This window comes from Bacillus sp. T33-2 (genome assembly GCF_002860205.1).
GTDB lineage: Bacteria > Bacillota > Bacilli > Bacillales > Cytobacillaceae > T33-2.
Genome location: NZ_PGVB01000005.1, coordinates 69,918 through 94,920, shown reverse-complemented (window position 1 = coordinate 94,920; position 25,003 = coordinate 69,918). Strand labels below are relative to the sequence as shown.

The following is a 25,003-nucleotide window of genomic DNA, read 5'->3' as shown; positions in this document are numbered from 1 at the left end:
GACCGGTCATGCGCGAATCTAAAAATTGTCACCATCGTTTTTCTGCCCATGAAGAAAATGTAGGTTTCATATCTGATGACGGGGTAGATGTCTTTGTAGCTGGGGCCAGATTTCAAAAATGCATCAGCTGCGGGCATATGGAGTTTCCAACTGACTCAAATGAAATAATCGAAGTGTCTTTAACCGAAAAAAGAAACCAGTATCAGATCCCTAAAAATTTGTATATCAATTCAATTCATTTATAGAAATAGAGCCTGTTCAAAATTTTAAAAAAGAGGGCGGCCGGGAATTCCCGGTTTTTTCTTTTGTCGAATCAACGGTACATTATCCTAATTAAGCTCCTGCCTATGTTTTTTTAATATAGGAATCCACGCAACGCCGGGAATCACAGGTTTTCACTATGTCTGAGTTCAAAACCTTTGTAATCATGCTTTTCGAGTGATAAAATGGCTCTGAAAACGTTTTATCCTCTGAATTATACTATTATTCAATAAATTCTTTTTCCCAGAATAATAGGATGGAGGGAAACCGTATAAAATCTATTTAAATCAGAAATGGTGGCGAAACTTTTATGACTAAACCAGATCCTGGTCAACGCCATGACTGGGCAGGCTTTCACGGACCCAACTTAGGATACGTGGTTGAGCTTTACGAAAAGTACTTGGAAAATCCAGAGTCGGTCGATCCCGAAATGAGAGAATTCTTCGAACGGGAAGCTTTAACGGCAAAGCCCGGCAAAACAAGCCCCACATGCCGGCAAGTCATGAAGGAAAAAAGAGCGGATGCAGGGATTGGATCCCCGACTGAAAAGCTGGTAGCTGCCCTGCAGCTTGCGGACAATATCAGGGCCTATGGCCATCTTTCAGCAGACATCTATCCTTTAAAGAACCAACAGCCGCTGACATACTATATTGACCCTGAACACTACGGCCTTACAAGAGAAGATCTAGAAAGTATGCCCGCACACTTAATCAGCGCGGATGCACCTCGTTCGATCGAAAATGGCTGGCAGGCGGTCGAGCACCTGAAACGAGTTTACACTAGTTCAATTGCCTATGAGTTTCATCATGTTCATGCGATTGAAGAGAAAAATTGGCTTCGGCAGAAGGTAGAATCAGGAAGCCTGATCCCTTCCTTTAACCAAAAACGTAAATTGGCATTGTGGACAAGGCTGGCAGAAGTGGAGGAATTCGAGAAATTTTTGCACCGGACTTTTGTGGGCCAAAAGAGGTTTTCTATTGAAGGACTTGATTCAATGGTGCCACTCCTTGATGAGGTGATTGCTGAAGCTGTCCATGATGGCGCAGAAACAGTGAACATCGGCATGGCGCACCGAGGCAGGCTCAATGTGCTTGTACATGTGCTCGGAAAGCCGTATGAAGCGGTTTTTGCGGAGTTTCAGCATGCGCCAAACAAGGATTTGGTGCCATCTGAGGGATCAATCGGCATTAATTCTGGCTGGACTGGTGATGTGAAATACCATCTCGGACTTGACAGGCAGATTAAGTCAGAAAACATAAGAAACGCAAGGCTGACGCTAGCCAATAATCCGAGCCACCTGGAATTCGTCGGATCCATTGTCGAGGGATTTACCAGGGCAGCGCAGGAAGACCAATCAGCACCGGGCTATGCGGTCCAGGATCCTGAAAAAGCGCTCGCCATATTGATTCATGGCGATGCAGCATTTCCCGGCCAAGGCATTGTCGCTGAAACATTGAACATGAGCAGGCTCCCTGGATATAAAACGGGCGGAACAATCCATGTCATTGCAAACAATACGATCGGATTTACGACAGAATCAAGCGATTCCCGGTCGACCCGGTATTCGAGTGACCTGGCAAAGGGGTATGAAATTCCCATCATCCACGTGAACGCCGATGACCCGGAAGCGTGCATCATGGCCGCCCGTCTCGCTGCGGAATACAGGGCATTGTTCAGGAAGGATTTTCTGATTGACCTCGTTGGCTACCGCAGATTTGGCCATAATGAAATGGACGAGCCAATGACAACGAATCCGCTTTTGTACAAGGTGATTCAGCAGCATCCGACTGTCAAAAACCTGTATGCAAATAAATTGGTCTCGGAGGGGGTACTAACAGAAGAAAAGACTTCTGAAGCCGAGAAGAATATTATTTCAAGGCTTGAAAAGGCAAATGAAACAGTCCCTGACAAGGTGGAGCATGAACTCACAGAGACGGATCCGCCCGAATTTGTCGAAAACGGCCTTCCTGAAATAAATACCGCAGTCGAAATCAATAAGCTCAGGGAATTAAACAGGGAGTTATTGAAGCGGCCTGAAGGATTCAAGGTATTTAATAAATTGGAAAGGATTCTGACAAGAAGGCAGGATGCCCTTGAACCAGGAGGAAAAGTGGATTGGGCACTGGCGGAAACACTGGCGTTTGCATCGATACTGGTAGATGGGACACCAATCCGGCTGACCGGGCAGGATTCAGAGCGGGGAACTTTCGCCCAAAGAAATATCGTTCTGCATGACAGCAGCAATGGAAAGCAATTTTCACCACTGCATACTCTGCCGTCAGCAAGAGCTTCCTTTACCATCCACAACAGTCCGCTTTCAGAAGCAGCCGTTGTCGGGTTCGAATACGGCTATAATGTATTTTCCCCTGAAACGCTTGTGCTGTGGGAAGCACAGTACGGGGACTTCGCCAATGCTGCCCAGGTAATGTTTGACCAATTCATCGCTGCCGGACGGGCAAAATGGGGACAAAAATCAGGGCTTGTCCTGCTTCTGCCCCATGGGTACGAAGGGCAGGGGCCTGAGCACTCCAGCGGGAAGGTCGAGCGGTTCTTGACATTGGCAGCAGAAAATAACTGGACGGTGGCCAACCTTACGTCGGCTGCGCAATATTTTCATATATTGCGTAGACAGGCAAAGATTCTTAAGGATCAAACGGTTCGTCCTCTTGTCCTGATGACACCGAAAAGCTTGTTAAGGAACCCGCTTGTTGCCGCGGAAAGTGGAGAATTCAGCACTGGCGGATTTAAAGCAATCGTTGAACAGCCTCAGCTTGGCAGCGATCCGGAAAAAGTGGAACGGGTTGTGTTATGTACAGGAAAAATAGCAATCGATTTAGCGGATAAGGTGGATCCGGAACAACACGATTGGCTTCATATTTTCAGGATTGAGGAAATTTATCCATTCCCGCTTGACCTGTTGAAGGAAAAGCTGAAAGCATTTCCTAACCTGAAGGAAGTAGTATGGGTCCAGGAGGAACCGAAAAATATGGGTGCATGGACGTTTGTTGAGCCTAGAATCAATGAGGCAGCCCCGAACAGTATCCGTGTTTCTTACATTGGGCGGCGCCGCCGTTCGAGCCCGGCCGAGGGTGAGCCGGATATTCATAAGCTGGAACAGGCGCGGATCGTTATTGAAGCATTATCTAAGCCAGAAAGAGGAGGAATGTAACATGGCCGAAATCAAGGTTCCTGAGCTTGCTGAAACGATCACTGAGGGGACGGTTGCCCAGTGGCTGAAGAAACCTGGTGACTTTGTCCAGAAAGGTGAATATGTCGTGGAGCTGGAGACTGATAAAGTGAATGTAGAAATCATATCAGAGCAAGAAGGCGTTTTATCCGAGCTTAAGGCACAGGAGGGCGATACCGTTAAAGTGGGGGAAGTAATTGCGGTGCTCACAAATGCCGATAATGTTCCTGAAAATGGCCGTGAATTAGAGTCTGTCGATGAACCGCCGGCAAGCGGCAATCAAGAACAGGCTGGAGCTGTCAGCGGGGAACAGCGTGAATTACCTGGCCGGGATGCAACAGGATTGCAAGAGCCTGAAGCGGATGCATCCAAAGGAAAGGACAGCGATTGGATCATCGCTTCCCCAGCGGCGAGAAAACTCGCCCGTGAAAAAGGGATCGACTTAAACAGTGTCCCAGCGGCCGATCCTCTTGGGCGGATTCGCAGGCAGGATGTATCCGCATATGAAGTCACAGGTGGCCAACCGCAAGCTAGTGCAAGCGCTGCAGCTCCCTCGCCAAAATCCCCGGCCAGTGCAGCCGAACAATCTGACAAGCGTGTTGAAAGGATCAGAATGTCGCGCCGGAGGCAGACGATTGCGAACCGTCTTGTTGAAGTGCAGCAAACTGCAGCAATGCTGACCACCTTTAATGAAGTGGATATGAGCGCTGTCATGCAGCTGCGGAAAAAGTGGAAGGATAAATTTTATGAGGATAATGAGGTCAGGCTTGGTTTTATGTCCTTTTTTGCAAAAGCAGTTGTCGCCGCTTTAAAAAAGACTCCATTATTGAATGCTGAAATACAGGGGGATGAAATCCTTCTGAAAAAATATTATGATATAGGGGTTGCTGTTGCTGCTGATGAAGGGCTTGTTGTTCCAGTAATCAGGGATGCCGACAGAAAGAATTTTGCCGAAATAGAAAGGGACATTATGGAGCTTGCTGAAAAAGCCCGCACGAATAAGCTTTCCTTAAAAGATCTGCAGGGAGGAACCTTCACTATCACAAACGGGGGCGTGTTTGGGTCGCTTTTGTCCACTCCAATTTTAAATGGTCCGCAAGTAGGAATTCTTGGAATGCATTCGATTCAGTTGAGACCTGTGGCAATTGACAAAGACAGGATGGAAAACAGGCCGATGATGTATATCGCGCTCTCCTATGACCACCGGATCGTAGACGGAAAAGAAGCTGTAACCTTCCTAAAGAGAATCAAAGAATTAATTGAAGATCCTGAATCACTTTTGCTGCAAGGTTAGTGTAGTTGACATGTCAGTTTCATAAGTAAAATGACCGCCGAGTACCGGCGGTCATTTTTATCGTAGCTTCACTGGACAAATGCCTGTTCAAATTCAACCACAAACAATTATTCGAATAGTAATTGTTCCATTTAGCGGTTCTTGATCGGTTTTAGCCCTCTCCTGGAAATTTCGTCCTTCAATACCTTTGCCCATTCTTTATCCTCTTCAGACTTTAATGCATCACGATACGAGACCACCAGCTGCTCATTGCTCATAATTTTCATTTGCATTCCTCCTAAGGTATAGAATGGATTGAATTTTCAAATACTTTATTAAGTTTTAATATATTGTAAAGGTTTATGAACGATTTGAAAACCCTAAAATGCAATTTTTTAAAAAAAAGGACTATTGGACGAGTATTATAGTCAAAAAGAAGTTCATTTGAACACACGGTGCTTTCTTAAATATTTCACAAAAACCATCTTATAGTTGTCACAGATTGTCTGGCTATGTTACTCTTTTTTGGACATATGACGAGGAGGAATAAAATGGAATACTCAGGTTCTGGCGCATACGAAAATCGCGAGTTTTTTGAAAGTTTTTTGAAGAGGCGAAACAGGGCGGAAAGCCCCAATAATGTGATGGAGGAACCCACTTTCATTCAGATGATGGGAACAATCCAAAACGGGAATATTCTTGACCTCGGTTGCGGAGATGCGCGGTTCGGCTTATTTCTTCTGAATGAAGGCTGCAGAGAGTATCACGGTGTCGAGGGATCTGCCAATATGTATGAAAAAGCGTTGGAACAGCTATCAGGATTAAATGCGAAAATGACGCATTCCTCCCTGGAAAGCTTCAACTTTCCGGAAAATCAGTATGACCTTGTCATTTCCCGGATGGTTTTACACTACATAGAACATCTCGACCGTCTGTTCAGCAAGGCATACGAAAGCCTGAAGCCCGGAGGACGTTTCCTGTTCAGCGTCCAGCATCCAGTGATCACTTCCAGCTTCAGGAGCAAAGAGGCCGGAGGGGAAAGACAGGACTGGATCGTCGACGATTATTTTTCAACAGGCAAACGGACAGAGCCCTGGATTAATTCGCTCGTTGTCAAATATCATCGTACAATTGAGGACTACTTTGCATTCGCCCAAAAGGCCGGCTTTACAATAGAAACAATCCGTGAACCCGGACCGTCCCGTGACCTCATATCAAATCCGGAAGAATTTAATAGACGATTACGAGTTCCCCTGTTTCTTCTTTTTGCATGCCAAAAATCAATTAAATAGTAATCCACTGCAGGGCATGTTCTTCACATGCTTTTAAAAAAAAAAAAAATATAAAATATTGAATATTCAAATAACAATGATATAGTAAGTGTAAACACTAGGAGAAAGCTTCAAATTGCTTTAGAAGGAGGGACGCATGATTGGCGAATCTATTAAATGCCACCGTGGGCACACTGCTTGAAGAAAAGGCAATGCTTCATCCAGACCATTTGGCGGTCATATACTCAGATCGAAACTTGCGGTTGACCTATGATGAATTCAACCGCCAGTGCCGGACGGCCGCCAGAGGGCTAATGTCGCTTGGAATAGAAAAAGGGAGCCATGTTGCTATATGGTCAACAAATACACCCGAGTGGCTCACCTGCCAGTTTGCCACCGGTAAAATGGGCGCCGTACTGGTAACAGTAAACACAAATTATCAGGCAGCCGAATTGGAATATCTGCTTAAACAATCAGATTCAACAACCATTATTTTAAGCGAGTCGTTCCGAGATACATCCTACATTGAGATGCTTTATGAAATAGCCCCGCAATTAAAACACTCTGAACCAGGCAAGTTTGATTGTCCGAAGCTTCCATTCTTGAAGAATGTCATCGTGTTTGGTGAAAACAGTTACCCGGGCACTTTCAGCTGGCAGGAAATCCTCGACATGGCCATAAATACAACCGAAGAGCAGCTTGAAGCACTATTAAATGAATTGTCCAAGGATGATGTCATTAATATGCAGTATACGTCAGGGACAACGGGTTTTCCGAAAGGAGTTATGCTTACACACAGCAATATCGTGAATAATGGTTTCAATATCGCCAGTTGCATGAAATTGACTAAGGATGACAGGCTCTGCATCCCTGTTCCGTTTTTTCATTGCTTCGGCTGTGTTTTGGGGACGATGGCTTGTGTGACAGTGGGTGCCACTATGGTGCCAGTCCAGGAGTTCAGCCCGAACGCAGTCTTGCAAACAGTCCAGAACGAAAAGTGTACAGGGCTCCATGGTGTCCCTACCATGTTCATCGCTGAATTGAACGACCCGAGCTTTCCAGAATACGATTTGAGTTCCCTGAGAACCGGTATCATGGCGGGCTCAAATTGCCCAATTGAGGTCATGAAAGCTGTAATCGAAAAAATGGGTGCAAGTGAGATTACAATTGCTTACGGACAGACAGAAGCCTCGCCGGTTATCACCCAGACGAGAACGGACGATCCAATCGAACTGCGAGTTGAATCAGTGGGGCGCGCGCTTCCAAACGTAGAGGTGAAAATAGTGAAGCCCGGAAATACGGAAGCGGTTCCAGCCGGAGTCCAGGGAGAACTTTGCACAAGAGGTTACCATGTAATGAAGGGATACTATAAAAATCCCGAGGCCACAAAAGAGGCAATTGACGAGGAAGGTTGGCTGCATACCGGTGATCTGGCAGTGATGGATGAAAATGGCTACTGCAAAATCACTGGACGATTGAAGGATATGATCATCAGAGGCGGTGAAAATATTTATCCCCGTGAAATTGAAGAGTATTTGTACACCCATCCAAAGATCCTGGATGTACAGGTTGTCGGAATTCCAGATGAGTTTTATGGTGAAGAGGCAGTTGCATGGGTGATCCTTAAGGAAGGTGCAACGGCAACAGCTGAGGAAATAAGGGAGTATTGCAAAGGTAAAATTGCCAGGCACAAAATCCCAAAATATGTGGAGTTCACTGATAACTATCCAATGACAGCATCTGGAAAAATACAGAAGTTCCGCTTGCGTGAAAAAGCAAGATTGGCAGTAGCACAGACAAAGCGTTGATAATTTTTAGAAAAGGCGGATCTCTATCCGTCATTTTTCTTTAAACAATCATTATGAACATTTTGTTACAACTATACTATCAATATAATGAAAGGGATACACTCTTCCAGGGTCTGTGGTTTATTGATTTGGAGGAATGCCAAAATGCGGTGGGTGTTGGTTATCCTGCTTTCCGGCATTGGTATATTATTCCTGGGGAAAGGAATTGACCTGTGGCTGCTGGCCGCGCATGTGGATGAAGATGGAATCGGAGTTAATTTTTATCGGAATTGAAATTGCGCACATTGTTTTAAAAGGGAGCATTCCTGCATATGCCCTTGGATTTTGTGTGGCATCCCTCATTCCTATATTTGTTGCTGTCAATATGGCGATCAGAATTCAAATAGCCAAAAAAACAATCAGCAAAATAATATGAAACAAGTCTGGCGAGTCCGGGCCAGGATTTTTTTATTTCATAATAACTGCCGGCTCCTCCAATATAAAAAAACTGGAAAAATAATGAAACCATCACCACGAAAATACGTCTAATATAGTGTTAAGGGAACCATGAAATAAGCCATTCAAGTTTTGTAAAAAGGGTGTTATTTATGTGTGGACGATTTTCACTATATGAGACAGTTGATTCACTTCAAGTGGAGTTTGGATTTGATTTTGATGGGGAACTGGAACCAAGATACAACATTGCCCCGGGGCAGAATATCCTGGCTGTTTTAGGTGGGGATGCCCGCAGGAGGGGCATGATGCTCCGGTGGGGCCTGATACCTTTTTGGGCCACGGATGAAAACATTGGCTACAGGCTTATCAACGCAAGGGCGGAAACGCTTGATGAAAAAGCAAGCTTTAAAAAACCGCTCAAGAGCAGTCGATGCCTTATTCCTGCTGACGGCTTTTATGAATGGAAAAAGGAAGAAAGCTCTAAAAGGCCATTCCGGTTTGCGATGAAAAATGAAAAACCATTCGCTTTTGCCGGTCTGTGGGAAACATGGAATAAAAACGGAAATACAATTCATTCATGCACGATCATTACGACAACAGCGAATGATGTAACTCGAAAAGTACATGAAAGAATGCCGGTGATTCTTCCTGCCGAAGAACAAGAAATCTGGCTGGATCATTCAATTCAGGATGCAGATTACCTGAAATCATTGTTAAAGCCATATGATGCGGAAGAGATGAAGTGCTTCGAAGTGTCTCCGAGGATTAATTCCGCAAGAAATGAAGGGCGGGAGTTAATTCTACCGCTGAACAGCCTTTAGGCTGCCCTAATACCTTTGTTCCTGGTACAGCATGGATGAATGTTTAATACATGCTTTGAATGTGGTAAATAAAAAAGCCAGGATGCAGCAAATTATTCGGGGAAAGAGGGGACCATTGTGAATATATTTAGAGATAATATGTTTTATAAATTTACTTATAAAAACAAATGCTTTTCATTCTTGCAGTTCATCAGGATGGATATGGTCTGTGATGTTTGTTATGTCACTTTAAAAAATGTCCTCACAGGGGAAATGTTCACTTTTGACCAGTCTGAAATCGATGGGGTTCAAGAAATCTGTGCAGCCAATGCATGGTAGCCTCCCATAGAATTTGCTAACACGTGATCTTTTAATTATACTTATATAAAAATAGTTTATGGAGGGGCCCGGAATTGATCCATCTGCAATGGTACGAGCGGAAGACCGTAAAAAACGTCAAATGCATTCACACAGATGCAAAAAAATATATCGTCAATAATAAGCTTACCGCAGGAAAAGAGTACGAAGTAAAAAATGAGACTGAAGAGTTTTACTTTATCATTGATAACTCCGGCAAAGTTGGCGGCTATTACAAAGAATATTTTACCGAAGCATAACGCAAAAGGCTGCAAGCTCCTCGCTGAGCTGACAGCCTTTTTGCATTTTTGACTAAAACATCAGCACAAGGGAAGGTAGAGACTATTGATGTATATCGGTGTTGGCTTCGGAGGGATTATTGGCAGCCTGTTGCGCTATTTTCTATCGGCCATTTCGGGTGAATATTTTATTGCTGCATTTCCAATGGGAACACTAACAGCCAATTTAGCAGGTTCATATGTGCTTGGCTGGCTCACTTCAAATTTATTTGAAAACAGGGGGCTACACCCGGTGCTTGTTGCAGGAATTGGTACAGGTGTGATTGGGTCTTTTACGACATTTTCCAGCTTTGCCCTCGAATCGGTACTGCTGTTTGAAAGCGGGAAATATGCGGTAGCCTTGATTTATGTACTGTTAAGTTCAGGTGGGGGAGTTTTTCTTGCAGCGCTTGGTTACAAGGCAGGTCTGCGGGCCTCTATTAAGAGGGGGGAGAATGTCAAATGTTAAATGTATTCCTGATTTCATTGGGTGGGTTTGCTGGCGCCGTCAGCCGCTTTCATGTCCAGAAGCGTTTTTTGCAGGCTGGTATGAGCTCATTTCCTTATGCGACCCTGATCGTTAACCTTCTTGGTTCGCTCCTGATTGGCGTACTTGTCGGGATAGGGGTCCAGGCACATGCATATTTGCTTGCAGTAACGGGATTCTTGGGTGCATTCACTACTTTTTCAACAGTGAACGTTGACATAATAAAGATGTACCAGAGCAAACGTGCGAAAATAGCATTATTATATTTGGGGCTTACATACTGTTTTGGCATTTTGCTTGTTTTCACCGGGATCTGTATCGGCAGGGCAATACAATAGGTAGCCAAAAAGAAGCAGGATGACTGTTTCTTTTTGGCTGCTTGGCGACCAACATTTTTAATTAACTGTCAACAGCTTTTTTTGTTTCATTAACTGATCAAGCCGGTTGTCAATTTTTTTATACTCCGGATCGTTTTTGTCGAGCATGCAAAGCTGGCCAATTAATGCGGTGATCTCGTTCTGGATCAGGAGTAGCTGGTTTTTGCTTGAATCATTGCTGTTCAAACTACTGTTGTGTTCTTTAAACTCTTTTATTCCCATTTCAACCCGGCGGATTGTTTTGTCCTGCAGGACTAACAGCTTATCACAGATTTTTTGAAGAAAATACTGGTCATGTGATACTGCCAGTATGGATCCGGAAAAATCCGTGAGCATTTTCTCGAAGCTTTCCCTGCTGCCAAGATCTAAATGGTTGGTCGGTTCATCCAAAATAAGCAGATCAACCTTTCGCAGAAGCATGGCCGCCAGCTTTGCCCGAGTTCTTTCCCCAAGGCTTAATGTTTCGATTTTTTGGTTGACTTTGTCCCCGGACAATCCAATTCCGGCAAAAATAGTACGTGCATCGTTTATATCGCTTAATTCTATGAGCCCAGTGTGTTCAAGAATGGTCTGTTTTGAGTCCAAGTCAGTTACATCCTGGCTTAAATATCCCATTTTCAGTGATTCGCTCATCCAAACCTTGCCTTTTGTTACGGGTTCCACACCCTGCAAAATCTTCAGCAATGTCGTTTTTCCACTTCCGTTGTCACCGACAATGCCGATTCTTTCACCGTGGTTAATATAAAAATCGCTGCCTCGAAACAGTTGTCTTTTGCCAAAGCATTTATCAAGATTTTGTACCTCGATGATCCTGCGGCCGCGTTTTTCGTTTTTCTCAAACTGGAAGTTCACTTTCTGTTGTTCGTTTGGTTTCTCTATTCTGTTCTTTTCTAATTCTGCGTCAAGCCGTTTTAATTTTGACTTTATTTGGTTATCCATTTTTTTTGCTTTTACGCGATGATATTCTTTGAACCCGATTTGCCTTCGCTCAGATGCCGAACCTTGCTTTGTTGACTGGATATGGGCTTTTTCAGACCAATTTTTGAGATTGGTTATTTGTTGTTCAATACGTTCCTTGTGTTTTTTCTGTATTTCATAGTTGTGAAGCTGGCTGTTATACTGACGTTCTTTTTCCAGCCTGTAGAAGGTATAGTTACCGTTATAAATCCTGGTTGTACCATCTTCCAGTTCGACAATTTGCTGGACTGTCCTGTCCAAAAAATGGCGGTCATGCGAAATGACTATGATAGCACCAGAAAAGCTTGCCATCTCGTTGACCAGCCATTCCATGCCTTTTAAATCAAGATGATTCGTCGGTTCATCTAGAATGAGGAGGTCTGGCTTTGATGCCCAGATTTTCGCAAGCGACAGTTTTAACTTCTCGCCTCCGCTCAAGTGTGAAAATCTTTCTTCATCCCACTCGGCAATCCTGGCCAAACCGAGCTGGCTTGCTTCTTCAAACAATTCCTTTTCTGCTGAGTAGATCATATCGTAATAGTCATTGACAGTGTACTCTGTTGATTGCATTAAAAATCCAATTTTAACGGGACCCTCAAACACTTCCACTGATCCTTTATCCGGACTGACGCTTCCGTAAATAATACTGGCCAATGTGGTTTTACCAGTGCCATTGTTGCCAACGAGACCAATTCGGCTCCGGCGGTTTATTTCGAAAGTTGCATGCTTGAGCACGCATTTGTCACCGAAATTTTTCTGAACATCTCTTATTTTCATGATGGCCATAAAAATATCACCTCTTGATTGTTAGTTGTTATTAAGTTAGAGGATGACATGTTTTATCCATTGAAAAAACCTCCCCGAAAGTTGCCCCGGAGAGGTTCTGCACGCACAAACATATAGATTTAAAGTATCACAAAACGACGTCGTCTGGCATGTTACCAGCACAACGCAATTTAGTTGTACGCATAAATCATAATGGATGACAAAAGGGCAGACTAATCCTATTTTCCAGGCAACTCGTTTTTCGCTATTCGAAAAGTCGGTCAGAAAAATAAGATTAGTTCTTCATCGGCCCTTTACCATTCCCTTCACATTTAGATAATATCAGTATATCAGGGTAATATTTCCTGTCAACATTAATCGCGGATGGAAATGTAAATAAAACACCGGGCAGTTTTCCCTGCCTTTAATGGTTATGCTTCCTGATTATGTGTTGCTGCGTTGACTGAGGGTTTATATATTTTCCTTGCAAGGATCGTCTGGACAATCAAAAATAATCCGCCTGCTGTCCAGTATAAAGGAAGGGCCGCAGGAGCGTTAAAGGAAAACATAACGATCATCAGCGGAGACAATAAGTCCATAAATTTCATTTGTTGCTGCTGTGCGGCCGGGAGATTGGCCTGGCTGACTTTAAATTGAAAGTAATATACAATTCCGGCTGCCGCAGTGATCAATAAATCAGGCTGCCCCAGACTAAACCAAAGGAAGGAGTGGGCAGCTATTTCCGCGGAGTCCCTTATTGCGTAGAACAGCCCCATTAAAACGGGCATTTGGATAAGCACAGGTAGGCATCCCATCGATAGAGGGTTAAAGCCATGCTTTTTGTATAAAGCAAACATCTCCTGCTGAAGATTTTGCTGCTGGGCAATATCCTTTGTGGCCTTAAGCTTTGTTTGGATTTCATCCATTTCAGGTTTGATCAAATCCATTTTCTCTTTCATTACCTGTTGATTTTTGTATTACTTGAGCATCAACGGCATGACCACTACCCTGATCAAGAAAGTTATCATTATAATGGCCAGCCCAAAGCTTCCTCCGGTCAGCTCGGCAAATAAGTGTATCAGGCCGGCTAATGGCTCTACAAAAGTACTTTGAAAGAATGAAGGTTCATTCCCCTGCTGCTGGCATCCAGAAAGAAGGATAGCTCCTATAAGAAAAAAAATCCCCAATCCAAAAATCCTGCTCTTTTTCATTTTTTCCTCCTAATATAGTTAATTTAAAAAGTTGGAAGAAAATGAAAAAGCATCCTCGCCTGGATCTAATTTTTTCCTCACCGTTCGGAGGATGACCAGAAACAGCTTCAAGCCGATTTCAGTGTTATATTTACGGATGGTTTCAGATGAGGGAAGGTGAAAAGGGATCCTTCCGATATATGATTGCAAGACCGCCGACTCAGCAGTCATTATCCATATGCCCTGTAAGGAGACGCTTATCAGGATTGTGAAATAAACGGTATAGATTGCAGCAAAATCAAAGGATTGAGCGTAAATTTCAAGCAATATGTCCACCTCAAAATTAAATCGATAGTAAGAGTATATTAAAAGCAAGAATAATAAGCAATGAACCAGGCGGATTAATTACAGACTGTTATACGAAGCTAAAAACAAGAAGGCTTCATTATTGTTTGTCGCGCATGCGACAGTGATGGTTTCAAAAAAACAAAAAGCGGCTATCAGTAGTACAAACACCGCAATAGAAAAAAAGCTGATGTGGCTGGACGAAGGCAGCCTTGAAAGGGGAAGCAACCATGAAGAAAGTATATGGGTTAATGATAAATTCAGGAACCGCCAATGAAATGCTCTGGGATATGGGTGTATGGGAAACAGAAGAGGCGGCAAAAACGTTCCTTGAACAAGAAATGTCGAATGTCAATGGAATTTGGATCGAGGGACTGACAGTGAATGACGCGATTCCAGGAGCAGCAGAAGATGAAAGTGATGAAATGGTAATCTGCAGCCTATGCGGCATTGTGTATAATGAAGCAGATGTTAACACCGATGATTATGATGAAGATGTCTGCATCTACTGTGAACCGGAGTACAGGAAATCAATCGCGAGTCTATGAGATGAACTGTCGATATGAGCTCTTCCAAGTTTTTAAAGAAGGACCATGGAGTGGCTTCCATGATCCTTGCAATTCTTGTTTGTCACGCAGATTTGGTAAACTGCGTACGGACTGCTGTCAATAGATTGGCGCTGATCAGTCTATCCCGGACTAAAATTCCAATCCATGATGCCAATGCTGCTTTAATCAGCCCTACGATCAAGAACGGGTAAAACCCGCCTGCAAAAGCTGCGGTCCATGACATATCAGCAGCAATTTTTAACCAGGCTGTCCCGAACACAAGGGTGATCAGCATACCAACTGTGTTGGCAATCATTGCGTTTTTGAAACTAAAAGCAGTTTTTTCCATATACCATCCGATAAAAAATGCAGTAGGAATAAATCCAACCAAGTACCCGCCTGTCGGGCCCACCAATTTGGAAACGCCCCCAGAGAGTTCCGCGTAAACAGGCACCCCTGCTGCTCCGATCAGTATGTACAAAATAACCGAGAGTGTTCCATAGCGTGAGCCGAGAATCGTAGCGGCCAGCCCGATTGCCAATGTCTGCCCTGTGATCGGCACAAGCGGCAGCGGTATAGTTAGCTGGGCCAAAATGCCAATGACTGCTGCAAACAGGGCTGTCAAAATCATCATTCTAAGTTTTACTTGTTCTTTGTTCACATTATTTCTCCCCTTTGTTAATGTTAACCTAAATTTATTTATGGTTGACATTTAAACAGTAATATTTACAGAAATATTTGTCAATCAAAAAGAAAAAGCAGCTATGATTTGCTGCTTTCCTTTTTTAGTGCGTTTGTAAGAGCTTCGTAAAAATCATGCTGGTTGTCAACACTGAGAACAATCCGTGTGGCGCTTTGCTGCATCCCAAATAATAGATGGATGCTTTCAGGGGTTACAAGCTCGATATCAAACATCGGTTTTTCCTGGATAAAATCGATATGCCTCGCATCGAACAGGGTCTTTTGCTCTTCTTTTGAGAATTTTTCAGCTCCATCATAGAATTTCACAGTCTTGATTTTGTCCAGAGGGAGCACCATGCTTTTGGACAGCCCAACCTGCAGCACGAGGGAGTCCTCGGTGAAAAGGAACGGGGAAAGCCTCGTCGCCTGGATTTCGGCAACAAAATATATGACACCATACACATTTAAACCAAGCAGGATATAGGATATCCATATATTCCAGTGGTGCAGAAGATAATGCAATCCGACTGATTCAAGGATGGTTGCGTGTATCAGCATCACATATACAGCTACCGCACTTGTTTTCTGGTGGTATGTAAACATTTGGCCAAGGGCATGGTACGGCTTTTTCCTCCATGAAAACAGGGCGTAATAGAACATTGAAAACTCGGACAGGAACACCATCAGCATCTTGTTGCCGGGATAGCGTTTCTTAACGGCAGCCCTCAGGTCAAGCATGAAATAGGAACTGCCATTGCTGAAAGTACGATAGTCACGAACTAATTTAGGCAAGCCGGCCAGCAATTTGAAAAGTATATATAGTTCCACCAGCAACAATAATCCCTCTGAGGCAGCGATTATCCATGGGACAAACGAATACTGCTGAAAATGCTCTGCTGGAATGATTAAATAGGCCGCAGCGTAACCGGCGAGGATGACGATACCCATATATTTAAGAGAATATTTTTTGCGGATCACCAATAAATAGGCCATCAAAGGAATCACTACAAGGAAATCGGCAAAAGATCCCAGTACCACGCCATCTGGCAAAGGCTGCATCGCAGGCCATCGGTATAATGCATAATTGGAGCCGGCTATTAAACAAACAAGACCCAAAAACCATAAAAGTTTCCTATTTTTTAAGGCTATAGTCATAGTGCCACCACCTTATCTAGTTATCTTTATTATAAATGTGTAAACCATTTTGGAAATAGTTTATTAAAAAAAGCAGGTAGCTGTTAACTTTCCTGCTTTATTCCTTTATAGTCATAGTTCAATTTGCGATGCCTGTTTACAGTTTTTAAGTTTTCTAATATTCCTCGCGGTATAAAAGATGCCAATCACCCATAGAACGAATAAGGCTGCATATGTCATCATGGTGGCAGACGGTGAAAATTCCGCAGTGTTCAACAGGGTTCTTACATTTGTCATGACGATCATTCCGCCGACCAATATGCCGAGCATGTGCGACGGGATAATTTTTACCAGCCAGGCTGCAATTGGTGCGGCGATAATCCCGCCAATCATCAGGGCAATAACCCACTGCCAGTGGATTTGGCCCCATCCTATGGAGAACAGGAATCCGACGGTTGCAGAAACAGCAATGGCGAACTCGCTTGTATCCACTGTCCCGATTACTCTCCGTGTTTCCATTTTATTCTTTGAAAGAAGGACTGGTGTTGTGATTGGCCCCCAGCCTCCACCACCAGTTGCATCAAAAAAGCCGGCGATAAATCCGAGTGGAATATAGAATTTTTTATTGATTTTGGCTTTCCTGGTGTCAGGCTGGACATTGTTTGCTCTAAAGAGAAAACGATAAATTACAAAACAGCCAAGTCCAAGCAAGAAAAATGATACATAAGGCTTAATCAAGTCGCCAGGGATGCTTCCCAGAAATACTGCACCTATAAACGCACCAATTGAGCCCGGCACGATCAGCTTTTTTACTAAGCTTTTGTCCACGTTTCCAAACCTTATATGTGATACTCCCGAAGCGGCTGTAGTGACGACTTCAGCCATGTGGACCGACGCTGAAGCCACTGCTGGGGCAATACCGAACAATAATAATAATGAACTGGATGTAACGCCATAGGCCATACCCAAAGAACCGTCAACCAACTGGGCCACAAGGCCGATAATCGCCAAAACGATAAGCTTTCTCATAATTTCACTCCTTATTCCAGGCAGCCGGAATATAATTTAACAAGACCCTTTCATAAGAGCCGAAAGTTGATTGTTCTAGTCGACTTTCAAAATCATCATATGGGGATGAGCGGAATTGTTTCTTTGTCCGGGGCATATATGGGCGGTTACCTGGTAAATTGGTTTTGGATAAGTATTTTGGAAATGAACGGAGTGGAGGGAATGAAGGTTTCGAGCAAGGGAGAATACGCGTTGAGGGCCTTGATTTGTTTAGGCCGAAATCCAGATAGCATTATGCAAACCTTTGATATAGCAGAGAGTACACTTGTGCCCGTCAATTATCTGGAGCAGATTCTTTTACTGCTTAAGAGGAATGGCTATGTTCAAAGTAAACGGGGTGTCAACGGAGGATATAAACTGGCGAAAAACAGAGGTGATATTGTTATAGGCGAAGTCATCAGAAATATTGAAGGCCCGCTTGCACCAATGGGCTGTGTCAGCATCAGGGCCTATGAACCGTGCCCCCTGGAAAATAAGAATTGCCTGTTAAAGCCTTTGTGGGCACTTGTCCGGGACACTGTTGCGGACTTGTTGGATAATACTACTTTAGAAGACTTAATTGAAGGAAATCTGTCAAAGCAAGGGAGTATATAGAAAAAGCAGAGCCATTACAAATTCGGCTCTGCTTCTTTAATCAGTTTTTTGTACACTCAACGGTCATATCAATGCATCTTGTGCTGTCAGCAGCTGTAATGCAAACTCTGCCTGCTGTTCGCCGGGCGGCTCGACATCTTTAAGCGGGTAGTCAAGGCCGAGTGCTTCCCATTTGTACACACCTAGTTTGTGGTAGGGGAGCACCTCCACTTTGGCCACATTTTTTAGGCTGCCAATAAATTCACCAAGCATTGTCAAGTCTTCGAGTTCGTCAGTCACACCTGGTACAAGAACGTGCCGGACCCAAACAGGAACGCCCCGGGCGGACAGGAACCTCGCAAATTCAAGGATGTGGTCATTTGGCATGCCTGTCAGCTTGATATGCTTTTTCCGGTTGATATGCTTTAAGTCAAGCAGGACAAGATCGGTGTATTCGATTAATTCTTGTAACTGTTCCTGGAAATGGGCATTGGTTGAGTAGCATCCTCCTGAAGAGTCGATTGTTGTGTGGATTCCGAGCTTTTTGCATTCCTTGAATAATTCTATTAAAAATGGAATCTGTAAAAGCGGTTCGCCGCCGCTCACAGTAATCCCGCCTCCAGAAGCTTCAATGAAAGGAAGATAGCTTTTTAAATCATCGATGATCTCGGAAACTTCCATTTTCTTTCCGGTACCGATTTCCCAAGTGTCTGCATTGTGGCAGAACTGGCAGCAGAGCAGGCACCCCTGGGTAAATACCACATAGCGGATACCCGGTCCGTCAACTGTGCCAAATGTTTCGATAGAATGAATGTTTCCGGTCATGGTGATTTCTCCCTTCAAAATGAAACGGAGCTTCCCGCCAGATGGGAAGGGGAGAAGCTCCAGAAAGTTTGATTTGTGAACTTCAGGCTGCACAACCAGAAGTCATAACATCGTCTCAAAGCACTTAGCCGGCGTTTCGGCATGAATGCGCCCGCTTTTCAAATTACATAGTCTCATGGAATGTCCTGTTGATTACATCCATCTGCTGTTCGCGGGTCAGTTTGATAAAGTTTACTGCGTATCCGGAAACGCGGATGGTCAGCTGTGGATATTCTTCAGGATGTTCCATTGCGTGCATCAATGTTTCCCTGTTAAACACGTTTACGTTTAGATGGTGTCCGGCTTTGACCGCATAGCCATCAAGTATGGATACCAGGTTCTGGATCCTGCTGCCATCGTCTTTTCCAAGGGCCTTTGGAACGATAGAGAAGGTGTTGGAAATTCCATCCAACGCGTAGCTGTATGGAAGCTTTGCCACTGATGAAAGGGAAGCAAGCGTTCCTTTTGTATCACGGCCGTGCATTGGGTTGGCGCCTGGGGCAAATGGTTCACCAGCGCGCCGTCCGTCAGGAGTATTTCCTGTCTTCTTGCCGTAAACTACGTTTGAAGTAATGGTCAATATTGACATGGTGTGCAGGGAATTGCGGTATGTCGGATGCTTGCGAAGCTTTTTCATAAACCTTTGCATTACATCGACGGCAATGCTGTCCACACGGTCATCATTGTTTCCGTATTTAGGGAAATCTCCTTCAGTCTCAAAGTCAACGGCCAGGCCATTTTCATAACGGATTACTTTCACAGTTCCGTATTTAATGGCGCTCAGGGAGTCCGCGACCACGCTTAGTCCGGCAATTCCGGTAGCCATTGTGCGCAGGATTTCTGTATCATGGAGTGCCATTTCGATACGTTCGTAGCTGTATTTGTCATGCATGTAATGAATAACGTTCAAAGTGTTGATGTAAAGCCCGGAAAGCCATTCCATCATGTTGTCGAAGCTGGCCATTACTTCTTCGTAGTCAAGGATCTCGGAAGTTATAGGGCGGTATTCAGGCCCAACCTGGATTTTCAGTTTTTCATCGACGCCTCCGTTGATGGCATACAATAGTGCTTTGGCCAGGTTCGCACGCGCACCGAAGAATTGCATTTGCTTTCCGATTTCCATTGCTGATACGCAGCAGGCAATGCCATAGTCATCTCCCCATTCAGGGCGCATGATGTCATCATTTTCGTATTGGATGGAGCTGGTTTTGATCGACATTTTCGCACAGTATTTCTTGAAGTTTTCCGGAAGTGCTGTTGACCATAACACAGTCAGGTTTGGTTCAGGTGCAGGTCCAAGATTGTCAAGTGTATGAAGGAAGCGGAAAGAGTTCTTTGTTACAAGGGCACGGCCGTCATGTGCCACACCGCCAATGGCCTCAGTCACCCAGGTAGGATCCCCGCTGAACAGTTCATTGTAATCAGGCGTTCTTGCAAACTTGACAAGGCGGAGCTTCATGACAAAGTGGTCAACCAGTTCCTGTGCCTCTGTTTCAGTCAGTGTGCCGTCCTGCAGGTCACGCTCGATGTATATATCAAGGAAAGTTGACACTCTTCCAAGGCTCATCGCTGCGCCGTTCTGTTCTTTGATGGCAGCGAGGTAGGCGATGTACACCCACTGGAATGCTTCTCTTGCATTGGCGGCCGGTCTTGAAATGTCAAATCCATAGCTTTCCGCAAGTTTCTTCAATTCATTCAAAGCACGGTACTGCTCGGAGATTTCTTCCCTCAGGCGAATGGTGTCTTCAGTCATAACCTTGCTGGTTGAGCCATGGTCTTTCTTCTTTTCTTCCATCAGGAAATCTACACCATAAAGCGCGACCCGGCGGTAGTCGCCGATAATCCTGCCGCGTCCGTATGCATCAGGAAGGCCGGTGATGATACCTGCTTTACGTGCAAGGATCATTTCTTTTGTATAAGCGTCGAAAACACCCTGGTTGTGGGTCTTGCGGAACTCGGTGAAGATTTTTTCTACTTCTTTGTCGAGTTCATATCCATATGATTCCAGGGACGCTTTGGCCATCCGGATTCCGCCAAACGGCTGCATTGAGCGTTTGAATGGTTTATCAGTCTGGACACCGACGATTGTTTCTTTTTCTTTGTCCAGGTAGCCCGGGCCATGCGAAGTAATCGTGGAGACTGTTTTTGTGTCCATATCCAGCACGCCGCCATTATCGCGTTCTTGTTTTGTCAGGTCCATTACCTGCTTCCAAAGGGCGTTTGTAGCTTCTGTTGCTCCTTCAAGAAAGCTGTCATCCCCATTGTATTGGGCAAAGTTGTTTAAAATGAAATCCCGGACATTGATTTCTTTCTGCCATGTTCCAGCCTGGAATCCTTTCCATTGTTCCATCTTCGTTCACCTCTAAAATTGATTTAATACAACAGTTACCACAATTTCATCATACTACCATTGAAACAGTTTCGGTGTGACAAATTTGTGAAACAATGAACAAAAATAAAAACCTTTTATTTACGATTGTTTTAAACGGTAACAACTAAAAGATTAGGGGCGGCTAAAAAAACTGTACTATAATTAACTGGGTTATTTTTTGTTCTGTTATATAAAATGATTCCCGTTTGCCACCCTGGATTAATTAAAATTATAGCAAACGAAATTATCACTATGACGAACTGGTTTTGAAGATTTTGTGAATTCGGGCAAGGTCGGGTAATCCCCTGGTTAATGTGTTAAACAAAGCAATGAAGATTAAATTGGCTAAGTCGTATTTTTTATAATGGTAATATTAGGTCAAGTTTAATAATCCGGGGTGTAGAGAGGTATGAGTGCATGGAAAAAAAGGAGACAGGCAATGAGGTTCAAACACAGGTAATATATGCAAAAAGCTTTAAGGAGCAGCTGACAGCAAGAGGACTGGCCATCGGGGCGGCAGGTTCCGTCATTATCACAACCAACTCGATGTATGCGGCATTACGGATGGGTTCACTTCCATGGCCGATCATATTTGTTCGGTGATGTCGATGGCATTGCTGAAACTGTTTGGGAGGACGAATGTCAATGAAATAAATGTTAACCACACAGCCATGTCTGGCAGCGCCTTCCGGAACGGAGGCATTTGTTGAATGTTCCGAGAAGGCGCTCCCGCTTTCTTTAGTCAACAACAATGTAGGCGATCATTGGTCCATTGCTTTTTTTATGCTGGTGTGTCATGCAAATGAGCCGGTAAACACCTTCTTTTTCAAACTGCAATGGCACCACCGTTTCTTCCCCTTTTTTAACAATTCCTTTTATACTTGTACCTTCAATCATAAAAGGATGCTCTGTGCCATTTATGCCGGAAATGATTAACCGTGCATGTTCTCCCTCCTTAAGAAAAATTGTACCCGGGTCCCAACGGTAGGCCTCGATCTCCTTTCCGCCGTCTGTCCTGGATTTGAACTCCCCCGTCACCATATGGATTTCCCTGATTTTTCCTTCGCTTTGCTGGCTTAAAACACTCACAGACCCCCTGTTGACAATCCAAAGAGCCCCCGCCGCTGCGGCTAAACAAAAAATTGAGAATAGCAATAGAAACCGCTTATTTACAACGATGAAATGCATCTATCTCACCTCCTTCAGGTGTGTACACTACTATCTATATGCAAGTAGAACCGGATAACTTGTCTGTTTTGCGGAATCTTTCATCAGGCGGGCAACCTGAATAGAAACCTGGGTAAAAAACACAATATAAAGGCGGGAAAATAAAGCTTCGACAAAGAACGGGGGATGAATATGTACCGTTTATACACTCATAATGACCTGGATGGGGTTGGCTGCGGAATACTTGCCAAACTGGCTTTCGGCACCGATGCAGACGTCCGTTACAATTCGGTGGCCGGCCTTGATCACCAGGTGGGGCGGTTTTTTGAAAGGGCTAATGACAAAGCAGTCAAAGAGGACTTTTTATTTATCACCGATTTAACAGTGAATAACGAGAACGCGGACAGGATGAACGAATTTGTGAAACTTGGCGGCCGGGCCAAGCTTATTGATCATCATAAAACGGCATTGCATCTTGATGACTATAGCTGGGGATACATAAGGATCAACTATGATGATGGCAGATTGACATGTGCGACGTCGTTATTCTATGACTACCTTGTAAAAAATTCTTTCATTGAAAGATCCGATTCTCTCAGTGAATTTGTGGAACTGGTCAGGCAGTATGACACATGGGAATGGGAGCAAAACGATAATATCCGGGCCAAGCAGTTGAATGACTTATTTTTCATGGGGTCGATCGAGGAATTCGAAGAGAGGATGACAGGGCGGATAAAGGAAAATATTCATTTTCAGTTTGATGAGTTCGAACAAAAGCTTCTTGCGCTTGAAGAGGACAAGATTGACCGTTATATCCGCCGGAAACGCCGGGAACTGGTACAAACATTCATCGGGGAATATTGCGCAGGAATCGTACATGCGGAATCGTATCATTCAGAATTGGGAAATGAGCTTGGAAAGGATAATCCGCATCTGGATTATATTGCGATCCTCCTGGTTGGAAGCAAAAAGATTTCCTTCCGGACAATCCACGATAATGTGGACGTATCCGCCATCGCCGGACAGTTTGGGGGTGGAGGCCATGCAAAGGCGGCAGGCTGTTCGATGACAGCGGAAGCGTATGAATTATTTGTACAGCGTGTATTCCCGATTGAACCGATGCGGCCTGATGCCATGAAAAACATATACAACAACAAGGGTTCTGTGCATGGTGTATTATATGAAAACAGGGACCAGGAAAGGTGGATGATTCTTGCGGATCTAGATAATCTGTGGCGTATAGAACACAATCAACAACAAATAGGCGATTCTTTTTCAACTTTTGAAGAAGCAGAGAGGTTTATTAAACGCCATTTTTCAGCATGGCTCTCAAGGGATGAGGCGTATGTCGACTATTTAAGAGAAGCCTTATATAGTTCGAAACTCGGAAGCGAATTTCAGTAAAATAGGATTATTTATCGAGTCTATAGACATAGGTCTTTTTACATGGAAATATTCGGATGTTCTTTTTCAATTTCATAACATTTGTCGAATTGTGCAGAAAACACGACATACATCTGCTAAAATCATAAAAGAATTCTAGACGATGGATGTGTGCCATGAGAAAAATAATTATTTTGACATTATTTATCATGCTGGGCTTACAGGTATCAACGCCTGCAAGGGCCCAGCAACCAAACAGTCCCGACATAACAAGTGAAGCGGCAGCGCTGGTAGATTCTCAATCAGGAGCAATGTTATTTGGGAAAAACGAAAATTTAAGGATGTATCCGGCAAGCCTGACCAAAATCGCCACTGCCATTTATGCAATTGAAAATGGAGACCTGAATGAAATTGTCACTGTCAGTGAAAATGCCGTCAATGTCGAGGGCACAAGGGTTTATTTAAACGCAGGCGAACAGGTGCCACTTAGAAACCTGGTCCAGGGCATGCTGATCAATTCAGGCAATGATGCAGCCGTCGCCATAGCCGAACATCTTGACGGCTCAGTCGAGAACTTTTCAAAACAGATAAACGTTTATTTAAGGAAAAAAATCGGCATAAAAAATACCAACTTTAAGAATCCCCATGGATTGTACAATGAGAACCACTACACAACCGCAACAGATCTGGCCCTGGTTTTGAACCATGCAATGGGCAATTCCGACTTTAAAGAAATTTTCGGGACAAAGGAGCTGGCGTGGAAGGGAGAGTCATGGGAAACGACGGTCCACAGCCATCACAGGCTCCTCAAGGGCGAAATTCCTTATCAAGGTATAACCGGCGGTAAAACAGGGTTTGTTGATCAGTCGAAACAGACACTTGCCACTACTGCGGAAAATGGCAACATCAAGTTGACAGCCGTAGCCCTTAAATCGGAACTGAAGCGGGATATATATGCGGATACGATCAAGATGCTGGATTTCGGTTTTATGAATTATAGGTCAACTCCTTTGAAGAAGGGGGCAATCTTTAAAAACGAAAAAGCCTCCTACGAGATATCAAGAGAAATCTATATAACAGAACCGCTGCAAGATGGAGAAAAATCTGTCAATGAAGCTGGAATGTTATTAGTTCGAAGCGGTAATGGTGAGATTATCCAGAGCGTTAAACTTGAACAAATTAAGCAAAATTCGGCAGCAAGTAAAGACAAGGGTCAGGCGGAGACGGACAAAAATGACATGCTCTCCTTTAATTCTTTCTTAAGCATTATATTGCTGGGTATGACAGCAATCGTATGGAAACTGAATACCAACCTTAGACGGCGAAAAAGCAGGTGGTGATCCACCTGCTTTTTCCAATTCGTTTTTCCAATTCGTTTTTCCAATTCGTTTTTCCAATTCGTTTTTCCAATTCGTTTTTCCAA

General features: G+C 44.0%; 28 protein-coding genes. 17 read left to right on the top strand and 11 right to left on the bottom strand.

What is annotated here, in order from left to right:
• Positions 1–8 precede the first annotated feature (8 nt).
• From CVD19_RS03995 to odhB, 3 genes are all read left to right on the top strand, one after another.
• Positions 9–245 carry a hypothetical protein gene (locus CVD19_RS03995; RefSeq protein WP_101580583.1) on the top strand — a complete coding sequence of 79 codons (237 nt, stop codon included), beginning with the start codon at positions 9–11 and terminating at the stop codon, positions 243–245.
• Between the two features lie 326 nt (positions 246–571).
• Positions 572–3,430, top strand: coding sequence for a 2-oxoglutarate dehydrogenase E1 component (gene sucA / locus CVD19_RS03990; protein ID WP_101580582.1), 2,859 nt, complete (start codon positions 572–574; stop codon positions 3,428–3,430).
• A 1-nt stretch (position 3,431) separates the two neighbouring features.
• Positions 3,432–4,742, top strand: a complete 1,311-nt coding sequence (gene odhB, locus CVD19_RS03985; RefSeq protein ID WP_101580581.1) for a 2-oxoglutarate dehydrogenase complex dihydrolipoyllysine-residue succinyltransferase — start codon at positions 3,432–3,434, stop codon at positions 4,740–4,742.
• A gap of 131 nt (positions 4,743–4,873) precedes the next feature.
• Here the strand turns inward: odhB and sda are convergent, their stop codons facing one another.
• Complete coding sequence (gene sda / locus CVD19_RS03980) at positions 4,874–5,008, bottom strand: sporulation histidine kinase inhibitor Sda (RefSeq protein ID WP_101580580.1); 135 nt, start codon at positions 5,006–5,008, stop codon at positions 4,874–4,876.
• A gap of 264 nt (positions 5,009–5,272) precedes the next feature.
• Here sda and CVD19_RS03975 point away from each other — a divergent pair, with 264 nt between their 5' ends.
• The 8 genes from CVD19_RS03975 (at position 5,273) to CVD19_RS03945 (ending at position 10,495) form a co-directional block, all read left to right on the top strand.
• Entirely contained in the window at positions 5,273–6,013 is a 741-nt protein-coding gene (locus CVD19_RS03975; RefSeq protein WP_101580579.1) for a class I SAM-dependent DNA methyltransferase, read from the top strand.
• Positions 6,014–6,204: 191 nt separating this feature from the next.
• A complete protein-coding gene (locus CVD19_RS03970) occupies positions 6,205–7,800 on the top strand; it encodes an AMP-binding protein (protein WP_101580697.1) in 1,596 nt (531 codons plus the stop codon).
• 144 nt (positions 7,801–7,944) lie between these two features.
• A complete protein-coding gene (locus CVD19_RS25320; protein WP_257985017.1) occupies positions 7,945–8,073 on the top strand; it encodes a hypothetical protein in 129 nt (42 codons plus the stop codon).
• Positions 8,074–8,387: 314 nt separating this feature from the next.
• Positions 8,388–9,056, top strand: a complete 669-nt coding sequence (locus tag CVD19_RS03965; RefSeq protein WP_101580578.1) for an SOS response-associated peptidase — start codon at positions 8,388–8,390, stop codon at positions 9,054–9,056.
• Positions 9,057–9,173: 117 nt separating this feature from the next.
• Positions 9,174–9,374, top strand: coding sequence for a hypothetical protein (locus CVD19_RS03960; RefSeq protein WP_101580577.1), 201 nt, complete (start codon positions 9,174–9,176; stop codon positions 9,372–9,374).
• Between the two features lie 74 nt (positions 9,375–9,448).
• Entirely contained in the window at positions 9,449–9,652 is a 204-nt protein-coding gene (locus CVD19_RS03955; protein ID WP_101580576.1) for a DUF6501 family protein, read from the top strand.
• 88 nt (positions 9,653–9,740) lie between these two features.
• Positions 9,741–10,139, top strand: coding sequence for a fluoride efflux transporter CrcB (gene crcB / locus CVD19_RS03950; protein ID WP_257985027.1), 399 nt, complete (start codon positions 9,741–9,743; stop codon positions 10,137–10,139).
• Positions 10,133–10,495 (top strand): fluoride efflux transporter FluC, encoded by a 363-nt coding sequence (locus CVD19_RS03945; RefSeq protein ID WP_101580574.1) that lies wholly within the window; start codon positions 10,133–10,135, stop codon positions 10,493–10,495. The genes crcB and CVD19_RS03945 overlap by 7 nt, the downstream gene beginning before the upstream one ends.
• A gap of 57 nt (positions 10,496–10,552) precedes the next feature.
• Here CVD19_RS03945 and abc-f read toward each other — a convergent pair whose 3' ends face one another.
• The 4 genes from abc-f to CVD19_RS03930 all read right to left on the bottom strand — a co-directional run bounded on the left by abc-f (position 10,553) and on the right by CVD19_RS03930 (position 13,773).
• The gene (gene abc-f, locus CVD19_RS03940) at positions 10,553–12,277 is read right to left on the bottom strand and encodes a ribosomal protection-like ABC-F family protein (RefSeq protein WP_101580573.1); all 1,725 of its coding nucleotides are present in this window, start codon (positions 12,275–12,277) and stop codon (positions 10,553–10,555) included.
• Between the two features lie 410 nt (positions 12,278–12,687).
• Positions 12,688–13,215, bottom strand: a complete 528-nt coding sequence (gene yidC, locus CVD19_RS03935; RefSeq protein ID WP_374702864.1) for a membrane protein insertase YidC — start codon at positions 13,213–13,215, stop codon at positions 12,688–12,690.
• A gap of 18 nt (positions 13,216–13,233) precedes the next feature.
• Entirely contained in the window at positions 13,234–13,467 is a 234-nt protein-coding gene (locus CVD19_RS25810) for a hypothetical protein (protein WP_374702863.1), read from the bottom strand.
• Positions 13,468–13,485: 18 nt separating this feature from the next.
• Complete coding sequence (locus CVD19_RS03930) at positions 13,486–13,773, bottom strand: hypothetical protein (protein ID WP_101580572.1); 288 nt, start codon at positions 13,771–13,773, stop codon at positions 13,486–13,488.
• Positions 13,774–13,894: 121 nt separating this feature from the next.
• On the opposite strand from CVD19_RS03930, the gene CVD19_RS24530 reads away from it, so the two are divergent.
• Together CVD19_RS24530 and CVD19_RS03925 are read left to right on the top strand one after the other, a co-directional pair.
• Positions 13,895–14,068 carry a hypothetical protein gene (locus CVD19_RS24530; protein ID WP_180953502.1) on the top strand — a complete coding sequence of 58 codons (174 nt, stop codon included), beginning with the start codon at positions 13,895–13,897 and terminating at the stop codon, positions 14,066–14,068.
• Entirely contained in the window at positions 14,022–14,339 is a 318-nt protein-coding gene (locus CVD19_RS03925; RefSeq protein ID WP_101580571.1) for a hypothetical protein, read from the top strand. Before CVD19_RS24530 ends, CVD19_RS03925 begins: the two co-directional genes overlap by 47 nt.
• A gap of 82 nt (positions 14,340–14,421) precedes the next feature.
• Here CVD19_RS03925 and CVD19_RS03920 read toward each other — a convergent pair whose 3' ends face one another.
• From CVD19_RS03920 to CVD19_RS03910, 3 genes are all read right to left on the bottom strand, one after another.
• On the bottom strand, positions 14,422–14,970 hold the full coding sequence (locus tag CVD19_RS03920) for a biotin transporter BioY (RefSeq protein WP_374702866.1): 549 nt from the start codon (positions 14,968–14,970) through the stop codon (positions 14,422–14,424).
• A 131-nt stretch (positions 14,971–15,101) separates the two neighbouring features.
• Positions 15,102–16,175: a hypothetical protein gene (locus CVD19_RS03915; RefSeq protein ID WP_180953501.1), complete on the bottom strand. Its 1,074-nt coding sequence runs from the start codon at positions 16,173–16,175 to the stop codon at positions 15,102–15,104.
• Between the two features lie 111 nt (positions 16,176–16,286).
• Positions 16,287–17,183: a sulfite exporter TauE/SafE family protein gene (locus CVD19_RS03910; protein ID WP_101580569.1), complete on the bottom strand. Its 897-nt coding sequence runs from the start codon at positions 17,181–17,183 to the stop codon at positions 16,287–16,289.
• A gap of 66 nt (positions 17,184–17,249) precedes the next feature.
• Between CVD19_RS03910 and CVD19_RS03905 the strand changes: the two genes are divergently transcribed.
• A complete protein-coding gene (locus CVD19_RS03905) occupies positions 17,250–17,816 on the top strand; it encodes an RrF2 family transcriptional regulator (RefSeq protein ID WP_308314851.1) in 567 nt (188 codons plus the stop codon).
• A 63-nt stretch (positions 17,817–17,879) separates the two neighbouring features.
• Here the strand turns inward: CVD19_RS03905 and pflA are convergent, their stop codons facing one another.
• Positions 17,880–18,620, bottom strand: coding sequence for a pyruvate formate-lyase-activating protein (gene pflA, locus CVD19_RS03900; protein ID WP_101580568.1), 741 nt, complete (start codon positions 18,618–18,620; stop codon positions 17,880–17,882).
• Positions 18,621–18,783: 163 nt separating this feature from the next.
• A complete protein-coding gene (gene pflB / locus CVD19_RS03895; protein WP_101580567.1) occupies positions 18,784–21,009 on the bottom strand; it encodes a formate C-acetyltransferase in 2,226 nt (741 codons plus the stop codon).
• Between the two features lie 438 nt (positions 21,010–21,447).
• On the opposite strand from pflB, the gene CVD19_RS03890 reads away from it, so the two are divergent.
• Positions 21,448–21,633 carry a hypothetical protein gene (locus tag CVD19_RS03890; protein WP_219620082.1) on the top strand — a complete coding sequence of 62 codons (186 nt, stop codon included), beginning with the start codon at positions 21,448–21,450 and terminating at the stop codon, positions 21,631–21,633.
• Positions 21,634–21,768: 135 nt separating this feature from the next.
• Here CVD19_RS03890 and CVD19_RS03885 read toward each other — a convergent pair whose 3' ends face one another.
• Complete coding sequence (locus CVD19_RS03885) at positions 21,769–22,218, bottom strand: hypothetical protein (RefSeq protein ID WP_101580566.1); 450 nt, start codon at positions 22,216–22,218, stop codon at positions 21,769–21,771.
• A 171-nt stretch (positions 22,219–22,389) separates the two neighbouring features.
• On the opposite strand from CVD19_RS03885, the gene CVD19_RS03880 reads away from it, so the two are divergent.
• On the top strand, positions 22,390–23,601 hold the full coding sequence (locus CVD19_RS03880; protein WP_101580565.1) for a DHH family phosphoesterase: 1,212 nt from the start codon (positions 22,390–22,392) through the stop codon (positions 23,599–23,601).
• Between the two features lie 155 nt (positions 23,602–23,756).
• Entirely contained in the window at positions 23,757–24,920 is a 1,164-nt protein-coding gene (locus tag CVD19_RS03875) for a D-alanyl-D-alanine carboxypeptidase family protein (RefSeq protein WP_101580564.1), read from the top strand.
• Positions 24,921–25,003 lie beyond the last annotated feature (83 nt).

Excerpts from the sequence above, each read along its gene's own strand:
- CVD19_RS03995 (WP_101580583.1), top strand. The coding sequence starts at position 9 with ATGCGCGAATCTAAAAATTGTCACCATCGTTTTTCTGCCCATGAAGAA.
- sucA (WP_101580582.1), top strand. The coding sequence starts at position 572 with ATGACTAAACCAGATCCTGGTCAACGCCATGACTGGGCAGGCTTTCAC.
- odhB (WP_101580581.1), top strand. The coding sequence starts at position 3,432 with ATGGCCGAAATCAAGGTTCCTGAGCTTGCTGAAACGATCACTGAGGGG.
- sda (WP_101580580.1), bottom strand. The coding sequence starts at position 5,008 with ATGAAAATTATGAGCAATGAGCAGCTGGTGGTCTCGTATCGTGATGCA.
- CVD19_RS03975 (WP_101580579.1), top strand. The coding sequence starts at position 5,273 with ATGGAATACTCAGGTTCTGGCGCATACGAAAATCGCGAGTTTTTTGAA.
- CVD19_RS03970 (WP_101580697.1), top strand. The coding sequence starts at position 6,205 with ATGCTTCATCCAGACCATTTGGCGGTCATATACTCAGATCGAAACTTG.
- CVD19_RS25320 (WP_257985017.1), top strand. The coding sequence starts at position 7,945 with ATGCGGTGGGTGTTGGTTATCCTGCTTTCCGGCATTGGTATATTATTC.
- CVD19_RS03965 (WP_101580578.1), top strand. The coding sequence starts at position 8,388 with ATGTGTGGACGATTTTCACTATATGAGACAGTTGATTCACTTCAAGTG.
- crcB (WP_257985027.1), top strand. The coding sequence starts at position 9,741 with ATGTATATCGGTGTTGGCTTCGGAGGGATTATTGGCAGCCTGTTGCGC.
- CVD19_RS03945 (WP_101580574.1), top strand. The coding sequence starts at position 10,133 with ATGTTAAATGTATTCCTGATTTCATTGGGTGGGTTTGCTGGCGCCGTC.
- abc-f (WP_101580573.1), bottom strand. The coding sequence starts at position 12,277 with ATGGCCATCATGAAAATAAGAGATGTTCAGAAAAATTTCGGTGACAAA.
- yidC (WP_374702864.1), bottom strand. The coding sequence starts at position 13,215 with ATGAAAGAGAAAATGGATTTGATCAAACCTGAAATGGATGAAATCCAA.
- CVD19_RS25810 (WP_374702863.1), bottom strand. The coding sequence starts at position 13,467 with ATGAAAAAGAGCAGGATTTTTGGATTGGGGATTTTTTTTCTTATAGGA.
- CVD19_RS03925 (WP_101580571.1), top strand. The coding sequence starts at position 14,022 with ATGAAGAAAGTATATGGGTTAATGATAAATTCAGGAACCGCCAATGAA.
- CVD19_RS03920 (WP_374702866.1), bottom strand. The coding sequence starts at position 14,970 with ATGATTTTGACAGCCCTGTTTGCAGCAGTCATTGGCATTTTGGCCCAG.
- CVD19_RS03915 (WP_180953501.1), bottom strand. The coding sequence starts at position 16,175 with ATGACTATAGCCTTAAAAAATAGGAAACTTTTATGGTTTTTGGGTCTT.
- CVD19_RS03910 (WP_101580569.1), bottom strand. The coding sequence starts at position 17,183 with ATGAGAAAGCTTATCGTTTTGGCGATTATCGGCCTTGTGGCCCAGTTG.
- pflA (WP_101580568.1), bottom strand. The coding sequence starts at position 18,620 with ATGACCGGAAACATTCATTCTATCGAAACATTTGGCACAGTTGACGGA.
- pflB (WP_101580567.1), bottom strand. The coding sequence starts at position 21,009 with ATGGAACAATGGAAAGGATTCCAGGCTGGAACATGGCAGAAAGAAATC.
- CVD19_RS03890 (WP_219620082.1), top strand. The coding sequence starts at position 21,448 with ATGGAAAAAAAGGAGACAGGCAATGAGGTTCAAACACAGGTAATATAT.
- CVD19_RS03885 (WP_101580566.1), bottom strand. The coding sequence starts at position 22,218 with ATGCATTTCATCGTTGTAAATAAGCGGTTTCTATTGCTATTCTCAATT.
- CVD19_RS03880 (WP_101580565.1), top strand. The coding sequence starts at position 22,390 with ATGTACCGTTTATACACTCATAATGACCTGGATGGGGTTGGCTGCGGA.
- CVD19_RS03875 (WP_101580564.1), top strand. The coding sequence starts at position 23,757 with ATGAGAAAAATAATTATTTTGACATTATTTATCATGCTGGGCTTACAG.